Annotated in this window: 21 protein-coding genes; 12 read left to right on the top strand and 9 right to left on the bottom strand. The window is 71.0% G+C overall.

Going from position 1 to position 21,323, the window contains the following annotated elements:
- The 3 genes from GRC12_RS10415 to GRC12_RS10405 all read left to right on the top strand — a co-directional run.
- The coding region (locus tag GRC12_RS10415) for an ATP-binding protein (protein ID WP_208778913.1) at positions 1–2,668 on the top strand (2,668 nt) is incomplete at its 5' end.
- Positions 2,669–2,752: 84 nt separating this feature from the next.
- Positions 2,753–3,067 carry an antibiotic biosynthesis monooxygenase gene (locus GRC12_RS10410; protein WP_208778912.1) on the top strand — a complete coding sequence of 105 codons (315 nt, stop codon included), beginning with the start codon at positions 2,753–2,755 and terminating at the stop codon, positions 3,065–3,067.
- A 74-nt stretch (positions 3,068–3,141) separates the two neighbouring features.
- A complete protein-coding gene (locus tag GRC12_RS10405; RefSeq protein ID WP_208778911.1) occupies positions 3,142–3,543 on the top strand; it encodes a hypothetical protein in 402 nt (133 codons plus the stop codon).
- A 72-nt stretch (positions 3,544–3,615) separates the two neighbouring features.
- Here the strand turns inward: GRC12_RS10405 and GRC12_RS10400 are convergent, their stop codons facing one another.
- The 4 genes from GRC12_RS10400 to GRC12_RS10385 all read right to left on the bottom strand — a co-directional run bounded on the left by GRC12_RS10400 (position 3,616) and on the right by GRC12_RS10385 (position 7,684).
- Positions 3,616–5,055: a sensor histidine kinase gene (locus GRC12_RS10400; protein ID WP_208778910.1), complete on the bottom strand. Its 1,440-nt coding sequence runs from the start codon at positions 5,053–5,055 to the stop codon at positions 3,616–3,618.
- On the bottom strand, positions 5,056–5,796 hold the full coding sequence (locus GRC12_RS10395; RefSeq protein ID WP_208778909.1) for a response regulator transcription factor: 741 nt from the start codon (positions 5,794–5,796) through the stop codon (positions 5,056–5,058).
- Positions 5,797–5,936: 140 nt separating this feature from the next.
- Positions 5,937–6,584 (bottom strand): FMN reductase, encoded by a 648-nt coding sequence (locus tag GRC12_RS10390; RefSeq protein WP_208778908.1) that lies wholly within the window; start codon positions 6,582–6,584, stop codon positions 5,937–5,939.
- Positions 6,581–7,684, bottom strand: a complete 1,104-nt coding sequence (locus GRC12_RS10385) for an LLM class flavin-dependent oxidoreductase (RefSeq protein WP_208778907.1) — start codon at positions 7,682–7,684, stop codon at positions 6,581–6,583. The genes GRC12_RS10390 and GRC12_RS10385 overlap by 4 nt, the downstream gene beginning before the upstream one ends.
- A 105-nt stretch (positions 7,685–7,789) precedes the next feature.
- On the opposite strand from GRC12_RS10385, the gene GRC12_RS10380 reads away from it, so the two are divergent.
- Positions 7,790–8,602 (top strand): helix-turn-helix domain-containing protein, encoded by an 813-nt coding sequence (locus GRC12_RS10380; protein ID WP_208778906.1) that lies wholly within the window; start codon positions 7,790–7,792, stop codon positions 8,600–8,602.
- Between the two features lie 35 nt (positions 8,603–8,637).
- Here the strand turns inward: GRC12_RS10380 and GRC12_RS10375 are convergent, their stop codons facing one another.
- Both GRC12_RS10375 and GRC12_RS10370 read right to left on the bottom strand, forming a co-directional pair.
- On the bottom strand, positions 8,638–9,120 hold the full coding sequence (locus GRC12_RS10375) for a MarR family winged helix-turn-helix transcriptional regulator (RefSeq protein ID WP_208778905.1): 483 nt from the start codon (positions 9,118–9,120) through the stop codon (positions 8,638–8,640).
- A gap of 82 nt (positions 9,121–9,202) precedes the next feature.
- Complete coding sequence (locus tag GRC12_RS10370; protein ID WP_208778904.1) at positions 9,203–9,670, bottom strand: hypothetical protein; 468 nt, start codon at positions 9,668–9,670, stop codon at positions 9,203–9,205.
- A gap of 105 nt (positions 9,671–9,775) precedes the next feature.
- Here GRC12_RS10370 and GRC12_RS10365 point away from each other — a divergent pair, with 105 nt between their 5' ends.
- From GRC12_RS10365 to GRC12_RS10350, 4 genes are all read left to right on the top strand, one after another.
- Positions 9,776–10,114, top strand: coding sequence for a YnfA family protein (locus GRC12_RS10365; RefSeq protein ID WP_133043477.1), 339 nt, complete (start codon positions 9,776–9,778; stop codon positions 10,112–10,114).
- Positions 10,115–10,251: 137 nt separating this feature from the next.
- Positions 10,252–11,010 (top strand): SDR family NAD(P)-dependent oxidoreductase, encoded by a 759-nt coding sequence (locus GRC12_RS10360; protein ID WP_208778903.1) that lies wholly within the window; start codon positions 10,252–10,254, stop codon positions 11,008–11,010.
- Positions 11,010–11,153 carry a hypothetical protein gene (locus GRC12_RS10355; RefSeq protein ID WP_208778902.1) on the top strand — a complete coding sequence of 48 codons (144 nt, stop codon included), beginning with the start codon at positions 11,010–11,012 and terminating at the stop codon, positions 11,151–11,153. The genes GRC12_RS10360 and GRC12_RS10355 overlap by 1 nt, the downstream gene beginning before the upstream one ends.
- A 17-nt stretch (positions 11,154–11,170) precedes the next feature.
- Positions 11,171–12,436 carry a GNAT family N-acetyltransferase gene (locus tag GRC12_RS10350; protein WP_208778901.1) on the top strand — a complete coding sequence of 422 codons (1,266 nt, stop codon included), beginning with the start codon at positions 11,171–11,173 and terminating at the stop codon, positions 12,434–12,436.
- Position 12,437: 1 nt separating this feature from the next.
- Here the strand turns inward: GRC12_RS10350 and GRC12_RS10345 are convergent, their stop codons facing one another.
- Positions 12,438–13,631 (bottom strand): RtcB family protein, encoded by a 1,194-nt coding sequence (locus GRC12_RS10345; RefSeq protein WP_208778900.1) that lies wholly within the window; start codon positions 13,629–13,631, stop codon positions 12,438–12,440.
- Between the two features lie 179 nt (positions 13,632–13,810).
- On the opposite strand from GRC12_RS10345, the gene GRC12_RS10340 reads away from it, so the two are divergent.
- The 3 genes from GRC12_RS10340 to GRC12_RS10330 all read left to right on the top strand — a co-directional run bounded on the left by GRC12_RS10340 (position 13,811) and on the right by GRC12_RS10330 (position 17,101).
- On the top strand, positions 13,811–14,638 hold the full coding sequence (locus tag GRC12_RS10340; RefSeq protein WP_208778899.1) for a DUF3558 domain-containing protein: 828 nt from the start codon (positions 13,811–13,813) through the stop codon (positions 14,636–14,638).
- Between the two features lie 133 nt (positions 14,639–14,771).
- Positions 14,772–15,695, top strand: coding sequence for a DUF3558 family protein (locus GRC12_RS10335; RefSeq protein WP_244372566.1), 924 nt, complete (start codon positions 14,772–14,774; stop codon positions 15,693–15,695).
- 155 nt (positions 15,696–15,850) lie between these two features.
- A complete protein-coding gene (locus GRC12_RS10330; protein WP_208778897.1) occupies positions 15,851–17,101 on the top strand; it encodes a DUF2637 domain-containing protein in 1,251 nt (416 codons plus the stop codon).
- Positions 17,102–17,194: 93 nt separating this feature from the next.
- Here GRC12_RS10330 and lysS read toward each other — a convergent pair whose 3' ends face one another.
- Positions 17,195–18,967, bottom strand: a complete 1,773-nt coding sequence (gene lysS, locus GRC12_RS10325) for a lysine--tRNA ligase (RefSeq protein WP_208778896.1) — start codon at positions 18,965–18,967, stop codon at positions 17,195–17,197.
- Positions 18,968–19,094: 127 nt separating this feature from the next.
- Between lysS and argS the strand changes: the two genes are divergently transcribed.
- A complete protein-coding gene (argS, locus tag GRC12_RS10320) occupies positions 19,095–20,852 on the top strand; it encodes an arginine--tRNA ligase (RefSeq protein ID WP_208778895.1) in 1,758 nt (585 codons plus the stop codon).
- Here the strand turns inward: argS and GRC12_RS10315 are convergent.
- Positions 20,830–21,255: an ATP-binding protein gene (locus GRC12_RS10315; protein WP_208778894.1), complete on the bottom strand. Its 426-nt coding sequence runs from the start codon at positions 21,253–21,255 to the stop codon at positions 20,830–20,832. The two genes, argS and GRC12_RS10315, sit on opposite strands and share 23 nt — an antisense overlap.
- Positions 21,256–21,323 lie beyond the last annotated feature (68 nt).

The following is a 21,323-nucleotide window of genomic DNA, read 5'->3' as shown; positions in this document are numbered from 1 at the left end:
GGTCGAGGGGGACGCCGGGGCCGGGAAGACGGCGCTGGCGCACGCGTTGAGCGGGCGGGCACGGCGGGCCGGGATGCGCGTGGCCTGGGGCGCCTGTCTGGAGGGTGGGGGCACGGCGCCGTACTGGCCGTGGGTGCAGATCTTGCGGGGTGTCGGGCGCCCGGCGGACGCCATCGCGGGACGCGGGGGCGGTTCGGAGAACCGGTTCCAGGTCTTCGACGGCGTGGTCGAGGAGTTGCGCCGCTCCGGTGGCGGGCACGGGCTGCTCGTGGTCCTCGACGACCTGCACTGGGCCGACGAGCCGTCGCTGCGGCTGCTGCAGTGGGCCGCCTCCGCCGTGACCGACGACCGGGTGCTGCTGATCGGGCTGTACCGGGGGCAGGAGGCCTTCGCGTACGGCGAGGCGGGCGCCGTACTGCGGGCTCTGGGCCGGGGACGCGCGGCCGGCACGATCACGCTCGGCGCACTGACCCCGGACGAGGTCGCGGAGCTGGCCGGGCGGGCGCTGGGACGGGCGCCCGACGCCGGGCTCCTCCAGGTCGTGCGGGAGCGGTGCGAGGGCAATCCACTGTTCGTTCTGGAGATGCTGCGGCTGGTGGAGACAGGACGGCCGGTGGACGGCCGGCTGCCGCGTACCGTGCGGGAGGCTGTGGGCGGCCGGCTCGATCGGCTGACTCCTGCCTGTCGTCGGGTCATGCGTCAAGCCGCCGTACTGGGACGGGAGTTCACCGTCCCGCTGCTCGCCTCCGTCGTCGACGACACCGGCTCCGCGCCCCTCGAGGACCTGCTCGACGAGGCGCTTTCCGTCGACCTCGTCACCGCCCCCGCCCCGCACACCGTCCGCTTCTGCCACGTCCTCACCCAGGAGGTCCTCCTCGCCGAACTCCCCACCCCCACCCGTCGCACCCTGCACGCCCGGGCCGCCCGGGCGCTCGCGGACACGGGGCCGCTGGAGGCGTTCGCGCATCACCTCCGGCAGGCCGCGCCGCTGACCGGCGCCGAGGAGGCGCTGGCGGCGACCCGCGCGGCCGGACGGCGAGCCTGGGACCAACTGGCGTACGAGCACGCGGCGTTCCAGTACCGGGAGGCGCTGAGGCTGCTGCCGCTGGTGCCGGGCGGTGCGCAGTTGCGGGCCGGGCTGGCGCTGGAGCTGGCGCGCGCCGCGTTTCGCTCCGGGGCCATCGAGGAGGCGGGACGGTGCTGCCGCGAGGCCGCCGAACTGGGGCGGGCTGCCGGTGACGCGGAGATCGTCGCGGACGCGGCCACCGTCGTGCGGGGCATCACCAACTCCCCGCTCACCACCGAGCTGCACGCCCTGTGCGCGTCGGCGCTGGAGATGCTCCGAGAGGTGGACGACCCCGTGCGCGAGGCCCGGGTGCTCGCCCAATTCGCCTGTACCAGCGATCCGTTCGCCGGGACGGAGACCGTCGAGACGAGCCGGCGTGCGTTGGCCGCCGCCGAGGCGTGCGGTGACCCCGACGCCCTGTTCCTCGCACTCCAGGCACGCGGCACGGCCCTGGTGGACGGCCGGCACGTGCTGGAGCGGCTGTCGATCGGCGAGCGCGCCCTGCGGCTGGGCCGGGACACCGGCCGCGCGGAGCCCACGGCGTGGGGGCACGTCTGGCGGCTGGACGCCTTCTGGGAGCTGGGCCGCCGGGTCCAGCTGGACCGCGAACTGACCGCGTTCGCCGACCTCGTCTCCCGTATGCGCGAACCGCTCTGGCAGTGGCGGCTGCTGCGGGTGCGGGCCTGTCTGGCGTTGCACGAGGGACGGCACGACACCGCCCGCGAACTCGCCGACCGGGCGCTGGAGATCGGCGAACGCGGAGGCCACGAGGGCGCCGGGTTCCTGGACCTGGTGTTCCGTTCGCACCTGGCGACGCAGACCGGGGAGGGCTTCGACGAGGTCGAGACGGGGGTGCGGGAGTTCGTCGCCCGGGGGCCGTTCTTCGCCCGGGGGTGGCTCGTCGACGTCCTGGTGGGCGCGGGGCGGACCGCGGAGGCGGCGGAGATGTGGCGGGCGATCGCCCCCTATGTACGGGACCTTCCGCGCGGTGCGCCGGAGTGGATCGTCGCCGGGACGACCAACGCCCGCCTCGCGGTGACCTTCGGGGACCGGGAGGCAGCCGTGACGCTGTACGAGGACCTCCTGCCGTACGCCGACCGGCAGGTCACCGCCGGCGCGCACAATCCCTCCGGCGGTCCGGTCACTCTCTACCTCGGCATGCTCGCGACCTTCCTGGCGGACTGGCCGGCCGCCGAACGCCATCTGCGGGCCGCGCTGGCCTCCTGCCGGGCGACCGGCTCACCGCCGTACGAGGCCCGCGTCCGGATGGAGACCGCTCGGCTGCTGCTGGCCCGCCGCCCGGCCGATCCGGCGGGCGCGGAGGAGCATCTCGCGGCCGCGTCACAGATCGCGCGGCGGCTGGAGCTGCGGCCGCTGGAGGGGGAGATCGCCGCCGTCGAGGCCGGCACCCGCAGGGGCGTTCTGACCGCGCGCGAGGAGGAGGTGGCCGCGCTGGTCGCCGAGGGGCTCAGCAACCGGCAGATCGCCCGGCGGCTGCGGCTGTCGGAGCGCACCGCCGAGAACCACGTCACCCACATCCTCACCAAGCTCGGCTTCGACTCCCGGGCCCGCATCGCGGCCTGGTACGCACGCCGCGGCTGAGTGGTGCCGTGAGTGGTTTCCCGGATGGCCGGTTGCCGCCGTCCCCCTAGCGTCAATGGCCAGAGACGTGAGGAGGCGAGCGTCATGTACGCGGTCGTGGGCGTCTGGAGCACGGACGAGGGCCGGGAGGAGGAGCAGCGGCGCGCGTTCAAGGACCGGATCGTGCCGCTGACCAGGTCCCGGCGGGGTTTCGTGACCGGTTACTGGATGCGGGACGCGGAGACGGGCAAGTCCCACACCGCGGTCGTCTTCGCCGACGAGGAGTCCGCCGGGGAGTTCAAGAGGTTCGTCGAGAGCCGCTCGCAGGAGGCGGCGCGGGCCGGGATGACGGCGGACTTCTGCGCCCTGGTGGAGGTCGTCGCGGAAGCCACGGCCACTTCCGACCCGCCCCACTCCTGACGGACCCGGCTCCGACCGGCTCGCCGCTTCTTCCGACACCCGTACTACCCCAACCCCTACCCGGGAGGCACCCGATGACCACCACGACCGCCGTGAACGGCACTCTCGTCAGGAACCCGGCCGCCCACACCGTCGCCCTGGCCCTCTGCGCACTGCTCGGTCTGCTCGACGTCGCCGGCACGGCCGGACTGCTGTCCTCCGACGGGCCGCCCGTCTTCATCGTGCTGCCCGGCACGATCCTCGGCCTGCTCACCCTCGCCGCGACGCTCCCCGCCCTGCGCGGCAGCGAACCGGGCCTGAACACTGTCCTGGGCTCCCGGTTCGTGTCGGCCGTGATGGGGTTCGTCGCCTTCTTCGACGACGAGGCCCCGCACTGGGCGCGGGTCGTCGTCGCCGTCTCCATCGCCGTGACGCTGGCGGCCTTCGGGCTGCTGGCCCTCCCGCGTCAGGAGCCCGCCCGGGGGACCAGGCCCTGACGTCACGGACCGCCCCCGCCCGGCTCAGCGACACCGGGTGGGGGCGGTGCCCCTGACGGGCCGGGGCCTCGGTCAGCCCGTCTCGCGGACCGTGCTCGCCGGTACTCCCCCCACCGTGAAGCCGATGACCGCCCCGCCCCCCTCGCGCTGGAAGGCGAAGGGGGCGCCGCCGTGGGCCATGGCCACCTCGCGCACGATGGAGAGGCCGAGGCCGGAGCCGGGGAGGGAGCGGGCGTCGGCGGCGCGGTAGAAGCGGTCGAAGACGCGGACGAGGTCGCAGTCGGCGATGCCGGGGCCCCGGTCGAGGACCTCGACGCGGACCGTGCCGGGCCGGGCGGGCCCGGAGACGGCGATCTCGATGGGACCGGTGCCGTCGCGGTCGAACTTCGCCGCGTTCTCCACGAGGTTGGACAGCGCCCGGGTCAGCATCCCGAGCCGCCCGTCCGTCGTCGTGTCGCCGCTCGAGCGGACCGTGACCTCCCGTCCGGTACGGCGCCGGGCGACCCCGGCGACGTCCTCGGCGATGTCGACGAGGTCCACCCGCTGCGGCGGCTCCGTGTCGGACTGCCCGGCGGCGAGATCGACCAACTCGTTGACGAGATCGGTCAGTTCGCGTGCCTCCTGGCCGAGGTCGGCGACCAGTTCCTCCCTGGTCGAGGGCGGCAGTTCGTCGATGCGGCGCAGCAGGGAGATGTTCGTGCGCAGGGAGGTGAGCGGGGTGCGCAGTTCGTGGCCCGCGTCCTGGACCAGGCGCCGCTGGTCCTCCTCCGACTGGGCGAGCCGGCCGAGCATCCGGTCGAAGGCGCGGCCGAGGCGGCCCACCTCGTCGTACCCGGTGACCGGCACCTCGATGCCGAGCCGGCGGGTGCGGGCCACGTCCTCGGCGGCCGAGGTCAGGATGATCAGCCGGCGGGTGATGCGCCGGGCCAGCCACCAGCCGAACAGACCGGCGGCGGTCACGACGGCGGCCATCAGGATCAGCGTGCGCTGCTGCAGCGCCCGCAGCAGATCCTCGGTGTCGCTGAACTCCTGCGCCACCTGCACGGCACCCCGCCCGTCGCCGAGCGACACGGTCGCGATGCGGTAGACGTCCGCGTCGACGCCGACGTCCTTGTGCTCGACCATCCTCGCGGCCGTGCGCGTCACGGCGATCGCCCGGTCCGCGGCCGTCACCGGCAGCCCGGGGCTCCCGGAGTCGACGACCTTGCCGTCCGGCCCCAGCACCTGGACGTCCGTCCGGGCCGGCCGCACGATGTCGTGGCCCGGCGCCGACGAGGAGAAGTCGTCCGGGGTCATCCGGTGCTGGCGCACCTCGTCCCGCAGATCCTGCACGACCTGGTCGAACACCGACTCCTGGTCCACCCGCACCAGCCGCGCCGCCGCGCTGTACGACAGCACGCCGACCAGCACGGTCACACAGGCGGTGACCGTCGCGAACGACACCGCGAACGTGGTGCGCAGGGAGACCAGCCCGGGCCGCCGTCTGGCCAGCAGCCGCCTGAGCCGGCCCACTCAGTCCTCCCGGAGCACGTAACCCACGCCACGGACCGTGTGGATCAGCGCTGGCGCGCCGGGCTCGTCGAGCTTGCGGCGCAGGTAGCCGACGTACACGGCGAGGTTCTTGGAGCCGGGACCGAAGTCGTAGCCCCAGATCCGGTCGTAGATCGTGGAGTGGTCGAGCACGATGCCGGCGTTGCGCACCAGCAGTTCCAGCAGCTCGAACTCGGTACGGGTCAGCTCCAGCTCGCGCTCCCCGCGCCAGGCGCGCCGGGCCTGGATGTCCATGCGCAGGCCGGCGGCCTCGATCTGCCGGTGGGAGGACGGGACGGCGTCCTTCGTCCCCTTGGCCTCCTTCGCCGGTACGTCGGGCGCGGCGCCGTTGTCCTGGCTGCTGCGCCGCAGCAGGGCCCGCAGCCGGGCGAAGACCTCCTCGACGTCGAAGGGCTTCACCACGTAGTCGTCGGCGCCGGCGTCCAGACCGGCGATGCGGTCCGCGGTCTCGACGAGCGCGGTGAGCATGAGGATGGGGGTGCGGTCGCCCTCGGCGCGCAGGACCCGGCAGACCTGGAGCCCGTCGATGCCGGGCATCATCACGTCGAGGACGAGCACGTCGGGCGGGGTCTTGTGGGCCTGCGCCAGTGCCTCTACGCCGTCGGCGACCGCGGTGACCTGGTAGCCCTCCAGGCTCAGGGCGCGCTCCAGCGCATGGCGGATGGCGCGGTCGTCTTCGGCGAGCAGCACAGTTTGGGGCACGCACCCAGTCTGCCAAGGCCGGTGGCTGTTCGGCCGAAGTGAGCGGACCGACGATCAGCCTTTTTACCGGCCTCTCACCGTCACACAGGCAACCGGAGACATACGCCTACCGTCTTCTCACCGACGGCGGGAGGTGCCGCTCACACGCCGGACGAACCGTTGGGGGACAGCGCCGCCAGCTGCTGCGCGAACGGCACGACCTGCAGGTCGTCCTTGGCCCGCCTCGGACCCGAGAGCCCCGAGATCTCAGAGATCTCCGAACGCTCCGAGCGCCCCGACAGCCCCGTCATCAGCGCGGCCAGCTCCCCCGCCGCCCGTTCGATCCGCCCCTCCAGGCCCTCCGCGCCCCAGTCCTCCGAGGCCGCGTAGACCCCGGTGGGCACGACCACCGCCCGCAGATACGCGAACAGCGGACGCAGAGCGTGTTCCAGGACCAGCGAGTGGCGGGCCGAGCCGCCCGTCGCCGCGATCAGGACCGGCTTGCCGTCCAGCGCGTCCTTGTCGAGGACGTCGAAGAACGACTTGAACAGGCCGCTGTAGGAGGCCGAGAACACCGGCGTGACGACGACCAGTCCGTCCGCCGAGGTCACCGCGTCCTGCGCGGCGGCCAGGGCGCGGCCCGGGAAGCCGTTGGTGAAGTTGTGCGCGATCTCCACGGCGAGGTCGCGCAGCTCGACCACCTCGACCTCGACCGGCGCCTGCCGGCCCACCGCCGCGGCCAGCCGGTCGGCCAGCAACCGCGTGGACGACGGGACGCTCAGCCCCGCCGAGACGACGACGAGCTTCATGCGACGACCTCCTCATCGGCAGCGTGCTTCTGCGCGTCGGCGAGCAGCGACGCGTGGGTCGGTGCCTCCGGCACGTCCGCCGGGCGGCCCGCCGCGAACTCCTTGCGCAGCACCGGCACGACCTCCTCGCCCAGCATGTCGAGCTGCTCCAGCACGGTCTTCAGCGGCAGCCCGGCGTGGTCCACCAGGAACAGCTGGCGCTGGTAGTCACCGGCGTACTCCCGGAAGGAGAGCGTCTTCTCAATGACCTCCTGCGGGGAGCCGACGGTCAGCGGGGTCTGGTCGGTGAAGTCCTCGAGCGAGGGCCCGTGGCCGTACACCGGCGCGTTGTCGAAGTACGGACGGAACTCGCGCACCGCGTCCTGCGAGTTCTTCCGCATGAAGACCTGGCCGCCGAGGCCCACGATCGCCTGCTCCGGCGTCCCGTGCCCGTAGTGCGCGTACCGGGTCCGGTACAGCTCGACCATGCGCTTGGTGTGGTCGGCCGGCCAGAAGATGTTGTTGTGGAAGAACCCGTCGCCGTAGTACGCGGCCTGCTCGGCGATCTCCGGCGAGCGGATCGAGCCGTGCCAGACGAACGGCGGGACACCGTCCAGCGGGCGGGGCGTCGAGGTGAAGCCCTGCAACGGCGTCCGGAACTTCCCCTCCCAGTCCACGACGTCCTCGCGCCACAGGCGGCGCAGCAGCGCGTAGTTCTCTATCGCGAGGTTGATGCCCTGGCGGATGTCCTGTCCGAACCAGGGGTAGACCGGCCCGGTGTTGCCGCGTCCCATCATCAGGTCCACCCGGCCGTCGGCAAGGTGCTGGAGCATCGCGAAGTCCTCGGCGATCTTCACCGGGTCGTTCGTGGTGATGAGGGTCGTGGAGGTGGAGAGGATCAGCCTCTCCGTCTGCGCGGCGACGTACCCGAGCATCGTCGTCGGGGACGAGGGCACGAACGGCGGGTTGTGGTGCTCGCCGGTCGCGAAGACGTCCAGGCCGACCTCCTCGGCCTTCAGGGCGATGGCGACCATGGCCTTGATGCGCTCACGCTCGGTCGGCGTACGCCCCGTGGTGGGGTCCGGCGTCACATCGCCGACGCTGAAGATCCCGAACTGCATGGTCGCTCGACCTCCAAGTTGTTGACGGTTCAACTATACCCTTCCAACGACGCCCGAGTCCCCCGTATTCCGCGGACTGTCAGTGGCTCGTCCTACGATCCCGACATGGCCGCCGCACGCCGTGACACCCGAGGTATCGTCGGCGCCGCGGACTTCCTCGCCCGCGTGGACTTCCGCCGCCCCGACGCCGCCGAGCCGCTGCGCGCGTACGTCGAGTACTACTGGCTGATCGACTGGGACCTCCCCGAGCCCTACGTGTCCCACGTGGTCCCGCATCCCGCCGTGCACGTCGTCTTCCAGCACTTCGAGGGCCAGGAGCCCTTCGTGGAGATCGCCGGCGTCCAGCACGGCCTCTTCACCCAGAAGCTGGAGGGGCGGGGCCGGGTGTGCGGCATCAAGTTCCGGCCGGGCCGCTTCCGCGCCTTCGCGCCGGACCGGCCGGTGAGCGCGTGGACGGGCCGCCGGGTCCGCTCCCCCGAGGTCCTCCCGGACGCCGATCTCGCCGCCGTCCTCGCCCCCGACGACGAGACGGCCCGCGTCGCCGCCCTCGACGCCTTCCTCCTCGCCCGGGATCCACGGCCCGATCCCCAGGCCGAGCTCGCCGCGGCCCTGGTCGAACGCGCCCGCACCGACCGCTCCATCCGCCGGGTCACCGAACTGGCCCGCACGGAGGGCATGTCCGTACGACTCCTCCAGCGCCTGTTCGCCGCACACGTCGGCGTGGGGCCGAAGTGGGTCATCCTGCGCTACCGCATCCACGAGGCCCTGGAGCGCGCCGAGTCCTCCGACAAGCTCGACTGGGCCACCCTCGCCGCCGACCTCGGCTACGCCGACCAGGCCCATCTGGTACGGGACTTCACGGCGACGGTGGGAGTGCCGCCGACGGCGTACGCGGCACAGGGCGGCGGGGTGGGCTGAGCCGGGACCGAACCGGCGCCGAGGTCAGAACGAGGTCAGAACGCCTGGGCGTCCCCGGTCCGCAGCCGGGTGATCTGCCGGGCGCTGAAATCGACCGTCCGCCTCATATGGCCGACGATCACGGCGAGTTGGGCGTCGTCCAGGTCGTCGAAGAGGGTCGACCAGCCGCCGCTCAGCCGCTCCCACATCCGGCCGAACTCGGCGATCTTCTCCGGCACCGTCAGCACGAGCACCTTGCGGCGGTCGGCCGCGTCCCGCCGCCGTACGACGTACCCGGCCTTCTCCAGCCGGTCCACCAGCCGCGTCGCCGACCCGGTCGTCAGGCCCGTCAGCTCGGCGATCCGGCCCGTGGTGACCGGCGCGCCCTCCAGCGTGAGCAGGTTCAGGCACTGCAGATCCGTCGGATGCAGCCCGATGCGGTCCGCGACGGCCTGGTTGAACAGGGCGTACGAGGCCATGTAGCGGCGCGAGACCGTGGACAGCTCCTGAAGCAGCCGCTCCCGTGCGCTACCCGCCATGCCCGGCTCCCTCACTTCTGCACCGTGCAGAAATCGTACGACGCAGAGGTCCAGCGGCCCCGGAAGCCGCGGCAGCCGCCGCTCAGAAGTAGTAGTCGTCGCCCGTGGCCAGGACGAGCACCCGTTGCCGGTCGTTCTGCCGGTTCCGGTCCACCGTGCCGCCGCTCCACACCGTGTCGATCTGCAGCAGCACCTCCGACGGCGCGCCCAGCAGCCGTACCCGTAGCCCGATCCGCTCGCCCACCGCGTCCGCCGCCAGCGCCCCCACCCGGCACAGCACCGCCCGCGGCTCCGACCGCGCGCACCCCGCCGGCAGCGTCTGCGCGTCCGTCAGCGCCCGCGACCAGCGCAGCCGTACCGTCGCGTCCGGTACGGCGGACGGCCCGAAGTTGCCGGGCGTGAACCGCACCTTCACCCGCCCGTCGGCCAGCGAGGCGGCACCGTGGTAGGCGAGGTCGGCCTCCGGACCGCCCCCGACGGCCCGCGCGGGACCCACCGCCCCGCAGACCGCGGCCAGCACCGCCGCCGCCCCCGCAAGAACCCTCCGCATGCCCCACTCCTCACTCCGGCGCCGTGGACGTACGGATGTATCCCGCGCGCGGGCGCACCGCAGGCGCCCTCCATCAGGTGACAGCGCGCGTGACAGGCTGCTGCCATGCTCATCGCCCGATCCGCCGCCCTGTTCGTCCTCGCCGCCCTGTTCGAGATCGGCGGCGCCTGGCTGATCTGGCAGGGCGTCCGCGAACACCGCGGCTGGCTGTGGATGGCCGGCGGCGTCCTCGCGCTCGGCGCGTACGGCTTCGTGGCCACGTTCCAGCCCGACGCGCACTTCGGCCGCATTCTGGCGGCCTACGGCGGCATCTTCGTCGCGGGCTCGATCCTGTGGGGGGTGGTCGCGGACGGGTACCGGCCGGACCGCTGGGACATCACCGGGGCCGCGATCTGCCTGGCCGGGATGGCAGTGATCATGTGGGCCCCGAGAAACGGGGGCTGACCGCCCCGTATCGAGGGGCGCTCGATGTCTGACGCCTATCCTGTCCGGGACAAACCCGCGAACCGAACCCGCACACCGAACCCGCGAACCGAACCCGCACACCGAACCCGCACACCGAACCCGCGAGGAGCACCTTCATGGCCCCGTCCCGCATAGCGATCGTCACCGGCGCGAGCAGCGGAATCGGCGCCGCGACCGCCCGCAGGCTCGCCGAGGCCGGCTACCGCGTCGTCCTCACCGCCCGCCGCGAGGACCGCATCGAGGCGCTGGCCAAGGAGCTCAACGAGGCGGGCCACCAGGCGACCGCGTACCGGCTCGACGTCACCGACCGCGCCGCCGTCGACGAGTTCGCGACGGCCTTCAAGACGGTCGCCGTGCTCGTCAACAACGCCGGCGGAGCCCTCGGCGCCGACCCGGTCGCGACCGGCGACCCCGCCGACTGGCGCACGATGTACGAGACGAACGTCCTCGGCACGCTGAACGTCACCCAGGCGCTGCTGCCCAAGCTGGTCGCGAGCGGCGACGGGACGGTCGTCGTGGTCTCCTCCACCGCGGGCCACGGCACGTACGAGGGCGGCGCGGGCTATGTCGCCGCCAAGCACGGCGCCCACGTCCTCGCCGAGACCCTCCGCCTGGAGATCGTCGGACAGCCGGTGCGGGTCATCGAGATCGCGCCCGGCATGGTCAAGACCGACGAGTTCGCACTGACCCGCTTCGGCGGGGACGCGGAGAAGGCGTCCAAGGTGTACGAGGGCGTGGCCGAGCCGCTGACCGCCGAGGACGTGGCCGACACCATCGGCTGGGCGGTCACCCGCCCCCACCACGTCAACGTCGACCTCCTGGTCCTGCGCCCGCGCGCCCAGGCGTCGAACACAAAAGTCCACCGGGACCTGTGATGGCCGCCGACGAAGGTGAACGGCGGCGCCTCGACCTGGAGAAGAAGCGCGAACGGTACGTCTGGTACTACCTCGCCTACTTCCTCTTCGGCATCCATGTCGTCGCGTTCGTGATGATCTACGCCGTGCTGCACGCCAAGTAGGCATAGAGTCACAGCCTGTGGACAGACATCTGCGCTTCGACGTGCTGCACAACTTCCGTGACTTGGGCGGCTATTCGACCCCCGACGGGCGCCGGATCCGTTCCGGGCGCCTGTACCGGGCCGACTCGCTGGGCAAGTTGCGGCAGGGCACGGAGGACTGGTCCCGCTTCCTCTCGCTGGGCGTCCGCACGGTCGTCGACCTGCGCCACCCGTGGGAGATCGAGAAGCGCGGCCGTGTGCCGGACGACCCGTCGTTCAGCTACCACAACCTCAGCATCGAGCACCGCCCCTACAACCAGCCGGCGTTGCCGCCCGAGCTCGACCCGGGTCCGTACCTGGCGGAGCGGTACATGGAGGTGGCGGAGGACGGCACGAAGGAGATCCGCCGGGCGCTGGAACTCGTCGTGGCCGCGGCGGAGTCCTCCGACCCCCTGGTCTTCCACTGCGCGTCCGGCAAGGACCGCACGGGCCAACTGGCGGCATTCGTCCTGTCGTTGCTCGGCGTCCCGGACGAGACGATCATCGAGGACTACAGCCTCACCGAACTCGCTGCACCGGCGATCCTCGCGGCCTGGACGGCACGGGAGGGCCACGCACCGACCTGGCTGGGCTTCGGCCGCGCCCCGGCGACGGTCATGCGCACCTACCTCGCCGCCATGAAGGCGCGTCACGGCTCGATCGAGAGGTACGTGAACCAGGAACTGTCCCTCGACGCCACGGAGTTGGCATCCCGCCTCCGCGCGTCCCTCCTGGAACCCCGCCCCACCACCTGGCCGCCCCTGACCTTCCGCAGGGCTACCCCTGCCGACGCCCCCGCCCTGGTCCGCCTCCGCGACACGGCCGCCCTCTGGCAACTGGCGCGGGGCATCGACCAGTGGAAGCCGGGCGAGAAGGACGAGACCCACTTCCGCACCCGCATGCGGGAGGGCGAGGTCTGGCTGGCGTACGCGGACGACCGTCTGACCGGCGCCTACGAACTCTGGTGGGACGACCCGGCCGCCTGGGGCCCCCGCCCCGCCGACGCGGGCTACATCCACCGCCTCATGACGGTTCCCCACACCTCCCCACCCGGCACGGGCCGCCACCTCCTCACCCACGCCGAATCCCGCATCACCGCGAAGGGCCGCCCGCACGCCCGCCTCGACTGCCTCGCCACCAACCCGGCCCTGCGCGCCTACTACGAGGCGGCGGGCTACGAAGTGGCCGGCGAACAGCGAGCCAAGGAGGGCGGCGCGGGCAGCCCCTATGCGGTGACACTGCTGGAGAAGCGGCTGTCGGGCTGAGTCAGCCCTTCACGCAGACGACCTGCTTCAGCTTCGCCACGACCTCGACGAGGTCCCGCTGCTGATCGATGACCTGCTCGATCGGCTTGTAGGCGCCCGGGATCTCGTCGACCACGCCGGAGTCCTTGCGGCACTCCACGCCCCGCGTCTGCTCCTCCAGGTCCTTGGTGGAGAAGCGGCGCTTGGCGGCGTTGCGGCTCATGCGCCGACCTGCGCCGTGGGACGCCGAGTTGAAGGCCTTCTCGTTGCCGAGACCCTTCACGATGTACGAACCCGTGCCCATGGAGCCCGGGATGATGCCGTAGTCGCCGGAGCCCGCGCGGATCGCGCCCTTGCGGGTGACGAGCAGGTCCATCCCGTCGTAGCGCTCCTCCGCCACGTAGTTGTGGTGGGCGCTGATCTCCGGCTCGAAGGTCGGCTTCGCCTTCTTGAACTCCTTGCGGACCACGTCCTTCAGGAGCGCCATCATGATCGAGCGGTTGTACTTCGCGTACTCCTGCGCCCAGAACAGGTCGTTGCGGTAGGCCGCCATCTGCGGGGTGTCCGCGATGAAGACGGCGAGGTCGCGGTCGACAAGACCCTGGTTGTGCGGGAGCTTCTGGGCCACGCCGATGTGGTGCTCGGCGAGTTCCTTGCCGATGTTCCGGGAACCGGAGTGCAGCATCAGCCATACGGAACCGGTCGTGTCCGTGCAGACTTCGACGAAGTGGTTCCCGGATCCGAGCGTTCCCATCTGCTTTCCGGCCCGCTCGTGACGGAATTTGACCGAATCGGCCACTCCGTCGAACCGCCCCCAGAAGTCCTCCCACCCGGCCGTCGCGAAACCGTGCAGCCGCCCCGGGTCGACCGGGTCGTCGTGCATTCCGCGGCCCACCGGAATCGCCTGCTCGATCTTCGACCGCAGCCGCGAGAGATCCCCCGGCAGGTCGTTCGCGGTCAGGGACGTCTTCACCGCCGACATGCCGCAGCCGATGTCCACCCCGACCGCCGCCGGACACACCGCACCCCGCATCGCGATCACCGAGCCGACCGTCGCGCCCTTGCCGTAGTGGACGTCCGGCATGACCGCGAGGCCCTTGATCCAGGGCAGGGTGGCGACATTGCGGAGCTGCTGGAGGGCGCCCTCCTCGACCGACGCGGGGTCGGTCCACATACGGATCGGGACCTTCGCGCCCGGTATCTCGACGTACGACATGTCTTCCTCATTCCCCCGGAAAAACAACACAGATCTACATAAGTGGGTAATCGAAAAAAAGGTGCCAAGGTCTACGAAAAGGACAGCGGACCGGCGGTCACGGCGTTGCGTGCGATAGACATTGTCTGCAGGGGTGCCCCCTGCGCGGCAAGCCATTAACCAGCGAGAGGAGCCTGACCGTGCAGCGGAAGGCGTACGTATCCGGCGTCGCCGCACTCCTCGCGGCCCTGCTGGCCGGCTGCACCAGCGGCTCCAGCGGCGGCGGCACGACGGACGACGCTAACCCGGGCAACGCCGGCTCGGCCACCGCTGTCGCCCAGCCGGGCAAGTACGACACGCTCCCGGAACCGTGCAGCGCGGTCAGCCACAACACCCTCGACTCCCTGCTGCCCGGCATCAAGCAGATCGCCGACCAGGATCAGCGTGCGAAGGCGTACCAGGGAGAGGCCGACCTCACCTACGACACCGACCGCAAGTCCGGCTGCCGTTGGAAGGTGGAGTCCACGGACGCGACGGACCATCTCCTCGTCGACTTCGAGCGCGTGGTGTCGTACGACAACGCGGTGAGCGACGACGCCGAGGCCCAGCAGCTGTTCGCGACGAAGGTGGAGGCGGCGGACCTGCCCGAGCCGACCGCCTCGAGCTCGGACGCGGGCGTGACAGCCGACGCCGGTTCCTCGTCCACCGCCTCGCCCTCGGCGTCGGCCTCCACCTCCTCAACGCCGTCCTCCTCACCGTCCTCCTCCTCGTCCGCGACCCCCTCCGACCTCCAACCCCGCGTCCTCTCCGGTCTCGGCGACGAGGCGTTCCTCGACGACGTGGTCGGCGGCTCCGGTTCGACGGCCCAGCAGCGCACGGTGACTGTGGCATTCCGCACGTCGAACGTCATCGTGACCATCGAGTACGAGGAGCAGCCGGCCACCGTCGGCACGGTCCCGGACAGCAAGGAAATGCAGGACAGGGCAAGGAAACTGGCCTCCCAGCTGGCGGACACGCTGGGCGGATAAGGGGTGTTCACCGCTCCCCCGCGTCCCTTCGCAAAGCTTTCAAAGCAAAACCGCACAGAGTCCTCACCGCGTACCGTGGCCCCTCGGACCCGATCCGACGGCAGGAACCACGAGCGTCATGAGTGAAGGAACCATGCAGCGACCAGCACAGCGAGATGAGCTCGACCAGCGAGAGAAGCGGGCGGGGCGCCTGGGCCGTGTCCTTGTCTGCGCGGCGGCGGTCCCCGTGATGCTGATCGTCGCCGGCTGTTCCTCGGACTCCGGCTCCGGTGACAGCGGGAGCAAGGGGTCGGAGAGCGGCGGGCAGACGTCCTCGTCGACGGGCGCGAGCGCGTCGCCGACGGTGCAGGCGGCGGCGTACCGGACGATTCCCGACTCGTGCGGGACGTTGTCGAAGAAGACGCTGACCTCGCTGGTACCGAAGGGGGCGAAGTCCGGCAAGAAGGGCACTTCGGACGAGGCGGGTACGCGGGCGAGTTGCTCGTGGAGCAGTCTGGCCAACAACGGTGTGAAGGGCTCCCAGTTCCGCTGGCTCAACGTGTCTCTGCTGCGTTTCGACTCGGACGCGGCGCGCGGTGAGGGCAACCAGCTGGCGCACGTGTACTACGAGAAGCAGGTCAAGGACGCCCAGTCGGTGGCGGGCGCGAAGAACGTCAAGTCGCAGGCGGTCGCCGGGACGGGCGACGAGGCGACGGCGGTGCGCTACGACCTGAAGAAGAAGGAGGGCGCCTTCAAGCAGCAGACGGTCGTGGCGCGGGTGGAGAACGTGGTCGTCACCCTCGACTACAACGGCGCGGGTCTGGCCGGTGACAAGACGCCGAACGCCGACGATCTGAGCAAGCTGGCGCAGCAGGCGGCCAAGGAGGCGGTGGCCTCGGTGGCGGCGGCCAACGGCGACGGCGGCCAGGGCGGCGGTTCCGGCGGCGACTCGGGTTCGGGCACGGCGAAGCCGTCGCCTTCGAAGTCCGCGGCGCCGTCGGCGTCGGCGTCGAAGGCCGGGAAGTCCTCCGCGTCCCCGTCGAGCTCTCCTTCCTCCTCAGCGTCGAAGAAGAGCTGACCGTCACATCTGGACGGCAATTCGCAGCTCAGCACCGCATTTTGACGGAGCCCGGCCCCCTGTGACGGCCGGGCTCCTCCCGTCCGGCGGTACGACCGACGTACACATGTGCCACCCTGTTGCGCGCAACAACACGCAAGGGGAGGGGAGTACGGGTGGCCGCGCCACTGCAGCTGACTCGGATGCACCGCGTTCTCATCGGCGTGGTCGTGACCGGCGCCGTGATCATCGCCGGCATCGGCTTCGCCGGTTCGTACGCGGCGGTCCGCGAGTTGGCCATCAAGAAGGGCTTCGGGAACTTCGCGTACGTGTTCCCGATCGGCATCGACGCCGGTATCTGTGTCCTGCTCGCCCTGGACCTCCTCCTGACCTGGATCCGCATCCCCTTCCCGCTGCTGCGGCAGACGGCGTGGCTGCTGACGGCGGCCACGATCGCCTTCAACGGCGCGGCGGCCTGGCCGGACCCGCTGGGCGTGGGCATGCACGGCGTGATCCCGGTCCTGTTCATCGTCGCCGTGGAGGCGGCCCGGCACGCGATCGGCCGGATCGCGGACATCACGGCCGACAAGCACATGGAGGGCGTGCGGCTCACCCGCTGGCTGCTCTCCCCGGTCCCGACCTTCCTGCTGTGGCGCCGGATGAAGCTGTGGGAGCTGCGCTCCTACGAGCAGGTCATCAAGCTGGAGCAGGAACGTCTCGTCTACCAGGCCCGGCTGCATTCGCGGTTCGGCCGCGCCTGGCGCCGCAAGGCTCCGGTGGAGTCCCTGATGCCGCTGCGGCTGGCCCGCTACGGCGTCCCCCTGGCGGACACGGCCCCGGCGGGCCTGGCCGCGGCGGGCATAGAGCCGGTGCTGCTGCCCCCGGCGCCCGCGCAGGAGGTCACCGCGCCACCGGTGAACCGCGCGGTGGAGGCGGCGCCCGCACCACGGCCGACGGAGCAGTACGACTACGTACCCGAGGCACCCGAGCCGGAGGTGAGTCCCTGGCTGCACGCCCGGCACCCCCAGCAGATCGAGTACCACGGCGACTACGATCCGACGTACGACCCGGAGCAGTACGCCCAGTGGTACGCGGAGCAGCAGCAGGCGGAGCAGTACCAGCAGGAACAGCAGTACCAGGAAGAGCCCTCGATGGAGGAGACGGGCAGCTTTCCCATCCCGGTGAGCGGCAACCGCACCCGTGAGCTCGGAGAGGGCGGTGGCGCCCCGGAGCCGTCCGAGGAGGACTTCTACCAGGTCTTCCGCGAGTCGATAAAGACCGGGAACGGTGCGCCCACCCCGCGCGGGTTCATCGCCGATGTCGAGGCCACGTACGGTGTCACGCTCGACGAAGCCGAGTCCAAGCGCATGGTCAACCGGTTCTCCAACCGCCTGAACGCGGAGCTGACGGACGAGCACATCGCCTGACCGGCTCAGGTACAGGTAGAGAGACAGGAAAAGGCACAGGAAAAGGGGCCCTCGGCAGAGGACCCCTTTTCCGTTGCCGTTACTCGCTACTCGCTACTCGCCGAGCAGGCGCCGTACCCGGTCCTGTCCCACCGCCAGCAGCAGCGTGGGCAGGCGCGGTCCCGTGTCGCGCCCGACCAGCAGGTGGTACAGCAGCGCGAAGAACGTCCGCTGGGCCGTCTTGATCTCGGCCGGCAGCTCCTTGGGCGTGGCGTCGGCCGCGAACCCGGCCTGCACCTTCGGGACGCCGTAGACGAGGTGCGTCAGGCCGTCCAGCGACCAGTGCGACTCCAGTCCGTCGAGCAGCAGCCGCAGCGACTGCTGGGAGGCCTCGTCGAGGGACTTCAGCAGCTCGGCGTCGGGTTCGTCCCGCACGATGGTGCGCTGGTCGGCGGGGACGTGGGTGTTGATCCAGGCCTCGGCCCGGTCGTACCGCGGCCGTGCCTCGTCCAGCGAGGCGAGCGGGTTCTCCGGGTCGAGCTCGGAGAGGATCCTGAGCGCCTGGTCCTCGTGCCCGGCGGTGATGTCGGCGACCGAGGCGAGCGTGCGGTACGGCAGCGGTCGCGGTGTCGTCGGCAGCTCACCGGCGGCCGTGCCCACCGCGCGGGCGTGCGCGGCGACGTCCCCCGGCAGGGCGGAGCCTCCCCCAGTGCCAATAGCCTGGGAGGTGCCCCCAGCGACCTTGGCGTCGAGCTTGTCCCACTCGTCGTAGAGCCGCTGGATCTCCTGGTCGAAGGCGATCTTGAAGGACTGGTTGGGCCGGCGGCGGGCGTAGAGCCAGCGCAGGATCTGCGGCTCCATGATCTTCAGGGCGTCGGCGGGCGTCGGCACACCGCCCCGCGAGGAGGACATCTTCGCCATGCCGCTGATGCCCACGAACGCGTACATGGGCCCGATCGGCTGCTTGCCGCCGAAGATCCCGACGATCTGCCCGCCGACCTGGAAGGAGGACCCCGGGGACGAGTGGTCCACACCGGACGGCTCGAAGACGACGCCCTCGTAGGCCCAGCGCATCGGCCAGTCGACCTTCCAGACCAGCTTGCCGCGGTTGAACTCCTCCAGCCGGACGGTCTCGGAGAAGCCGCACGAGGTGCAGGAGTAGGTCAGCTCGGTGGTGTCGTCGTCGTAGGAGGTGACGGTCGTGAGGTCCTTCTCGCAGTTGCCGCAGTAGGGCTTGTACGGGAAGTAGCCGACGGAGCCGGAGGCGGAGCCGTCGTCCTCGCCGGCCGCGCCGGAGCCCTCGGCGGCCTCCAGTTCGGCCTCGTCCACCGGCTTCTGGGACTGCTTGGCCGGGGCCTTCTTGGTGCGGTACTGGTCGAGGATCGCGTCGATCTCGGCCCGGTGCGCCACGGCGTGCAGGATCTGGTCCCGGTAGACGCCGGAGGTGTACTGGGCGGTCTGGCTGATCCCGTCGAACTCCACGCCGAGCTGGGCCAGCGACTCGATCATCGCGGCCTTGAAGTGCTCGGCCCAGTTCGGGAACGGGGAACCCTTCGGCGCGGGGACGGACGTCAGCGGCTTGCCGATGTGCTCGGCCCAGGTCTCGTCGACCCCGGCGACCCCGGCCGGCACCTTGCGGTAGCGGTCGTAGTCGTCCCAGGAGATGAGGTGGCGCACCTGGAGGCCGCGCCGCCGGATCTCGTCGGCGACGAGGTGCGGGGTCATGACCTCGCGCAGGTTGCCGAGGTGAATCGGACCGGACGGCGACAGCCCGGAGGCGACGACCACGGGTTTGCCGGGGGCCCGACGCTCCGACTCCTCGATGACCTCATCCGCGAAACGGGAGACCCAGTCGGTGGTCTCGGTGCTCTGAGCCACGATCGGCACGTCCTTCTTTCTGAACGGGTGACGCTCCATTGTCACAGACGCCCATGCGCCCGGGAAAACCGCTTTACCTCCCATGGGATACTGGTTGGGTCTATCGATCCCCACGAGGAGAACGGCACCCATTCCTATGGCCCCGGTCACGTCCCTCAGCGACTCCGTCAACCAGCAGCTCGCGTCCGCCCTCTCGGCCACCCTGCCGGAGGCCGTTGCGGACCCGCTGCTGCGACGTAGTGACCGGGCGGACTTCCAGGCGAACGGCATCCTTGCCCTCGCCAAGAAGGCCAAGGCCAACCCGCGGGAGCTGGCGACCGAGGTCGTCGGACGGATCGTCACCGGCGACGAGCTGATCAAGGACGTCGAGGTCTCCGGGCCCGGCTTCCTGAACCTCACCATCGCGGACCGGGCGATCACCGAGAACCTCGCCGCCCGGTACGCGGACGGCGACCGCCTCGGCGTTCCCCTCAAGGAGAACGCGGGCATCACGGTCATCGACTACGCCCAGCCGAACGTGGCGAAGGAGATGCACGTCGGTCACCTGCGCTCCGCGGTCATCGGCGACGCCCTGCGGGGCATGCTCGACTTCACCGGCGAGAAGACGATCGGCCGGCACCACATCGGCGACTGGGGCACCCAGTTCGGCATGCTCATCCAGTACCTGTTCGAGCACCCCGGCGAGCTGGCCCCCGCGGCCGACGTCGACGGCGAGCAGGCCATGTCGAACCTCAACCGTGTCTACAAGGCCTCGCGCGCGGTCTTCGACTCCGACGAGGAGTTCAAGGAGCGGGCGCGCAAGCGGGTCGTCGCCCTGCAGTCCGGCGACAAGGAGACCCTCGAGCTGTGGCAGCAGTTCGTGGACGAGTCGAAGGTCTACTTCTACTCGGTCTTCGAGAAGCTGGACATGCGGATCCGGGACGAGGAGATCGTCGGCGAGTCCGCGTACAACGAGGGCATGCCCGAGACCGCCCGGCTCCTGGAGGAGAAGGGCGTCGCGGTGCGCTCCGAGGGCGCGCTCGTCGTGTTCTTCGACGACATCCGCGGCAAGGACGACCAGCCGGTGCCGCTGATCGTGCAGAAGGCGGACGGCGGTTTCGGCTACGCCGCCTCAGACCTGACGGCGATCCGCAACCGGGTCGACGACCTGCACGCCACCTCGCTCCTCTACGTCGTGGACGTACGGCAGTCGCTGCACTTCAAGATGGTCTTCGAGGCGGCGAGGCGTGCGGGCTGGCTGACCGACTCCGTGACCGCGCACAACATGGGTTACGGCACGGTGCTCGGCGCGGACGGCAAGCCGTTCAAGACGCGTGAGGGCGAGACCGTACGGCTGGAGGACCTGCTGGACGAGGCGGTCCAGCGGGCGGCGGAGGTCGTCCGGGAGAAGGCCCAGGACCTCACCGAGGACGAGATCCAGGAGCGGGCCGCGCAGGTCGGCATCGGCGCGGTGAAGTACGCCGACCTGTCGACGTCCCCCAACCGGGACTACAAGTTCGACCTGGACCAGATGGTGTCGCTGAACGGCGACACGAGCGTGTACCTGCAGTACGCGTACGCCCGTATCCAGTCGATCCTGCGCAAGGCGGGCGACACGAAGCCGGCCGCCCACCCGGAGCTCGAACTGGCCCCGGCGGAGCGGGCGTTGGGCCTGCACCTGGACGCGTTCGGCGACACGGTCTTCGAGGCGGCCGCGGAGTACGCCCCGCACAAGCTGGCGGCGTACCTGTACCAGTTGGCGTCGCTGTACACGTCGTTCTACGACAAGTGCCCGGTCCTCAAGGCCGACACCCCGGCGCAGGTCGACAACCGTCTGTTCCTGTGCGACATGACGGCCCGCACCCTCCACCAGGGCATGGCGCTGCTCGGCATCAGGACGCCCGAGCGTCTCTGACCTCGAACTCGCACCACACGGCCTTGCCCAACTCGCGGTCCCGGACGCCCCACTGGTCGCTCAGGGCCGCGACCAGCAGCAGTCCGCGCCCGCCTTCGGCCCCGGTGTCCCCGCTCTCCACGACGCGGGGCTCGCCGGGGCCGCTGTCGTGCACCTCGATGCCCAGCACCCGTCCGTCGTAGCGCAGGAGCAGCCGCGAGTGACGGCCGGGCGGTACGCCGTGCAGCAGGGCGTTGGTGACCAGTTCGCTCACGCAGAGCAGTACGTCGTCGGCGCGGTCCGTCCCGGCGAGGCCCCAGCCGGTGAGTGTCTCCGCCGTGAACCTCCGCGCGGCCTGCACGGATCGCCGTTCACGGCGGAAGAACCGCTCGCGCAGGGTGGGGAGTTGGATCGTGTCATTCACAGGACGAGAGTTGCGCAGAGTGACTACTGTTGATCACTCCGTAAACCCGTACAGATTTTTTGTACGGG

It is taken from the genome of Streptomyces griseorubiginosus (genome assembly GCF_017614965.1).
Taxonomy (GTDB): domain Bacteria; phylum Actinomycetota; class Actinomycetes; order Streptomycetales; family Streptomycetaceae; genus Streptomyces; species Streptomyces griseorubiginosus_B.
This window is presented reverse-complemented; position numbering and strand designations above follow the sequence as displayed.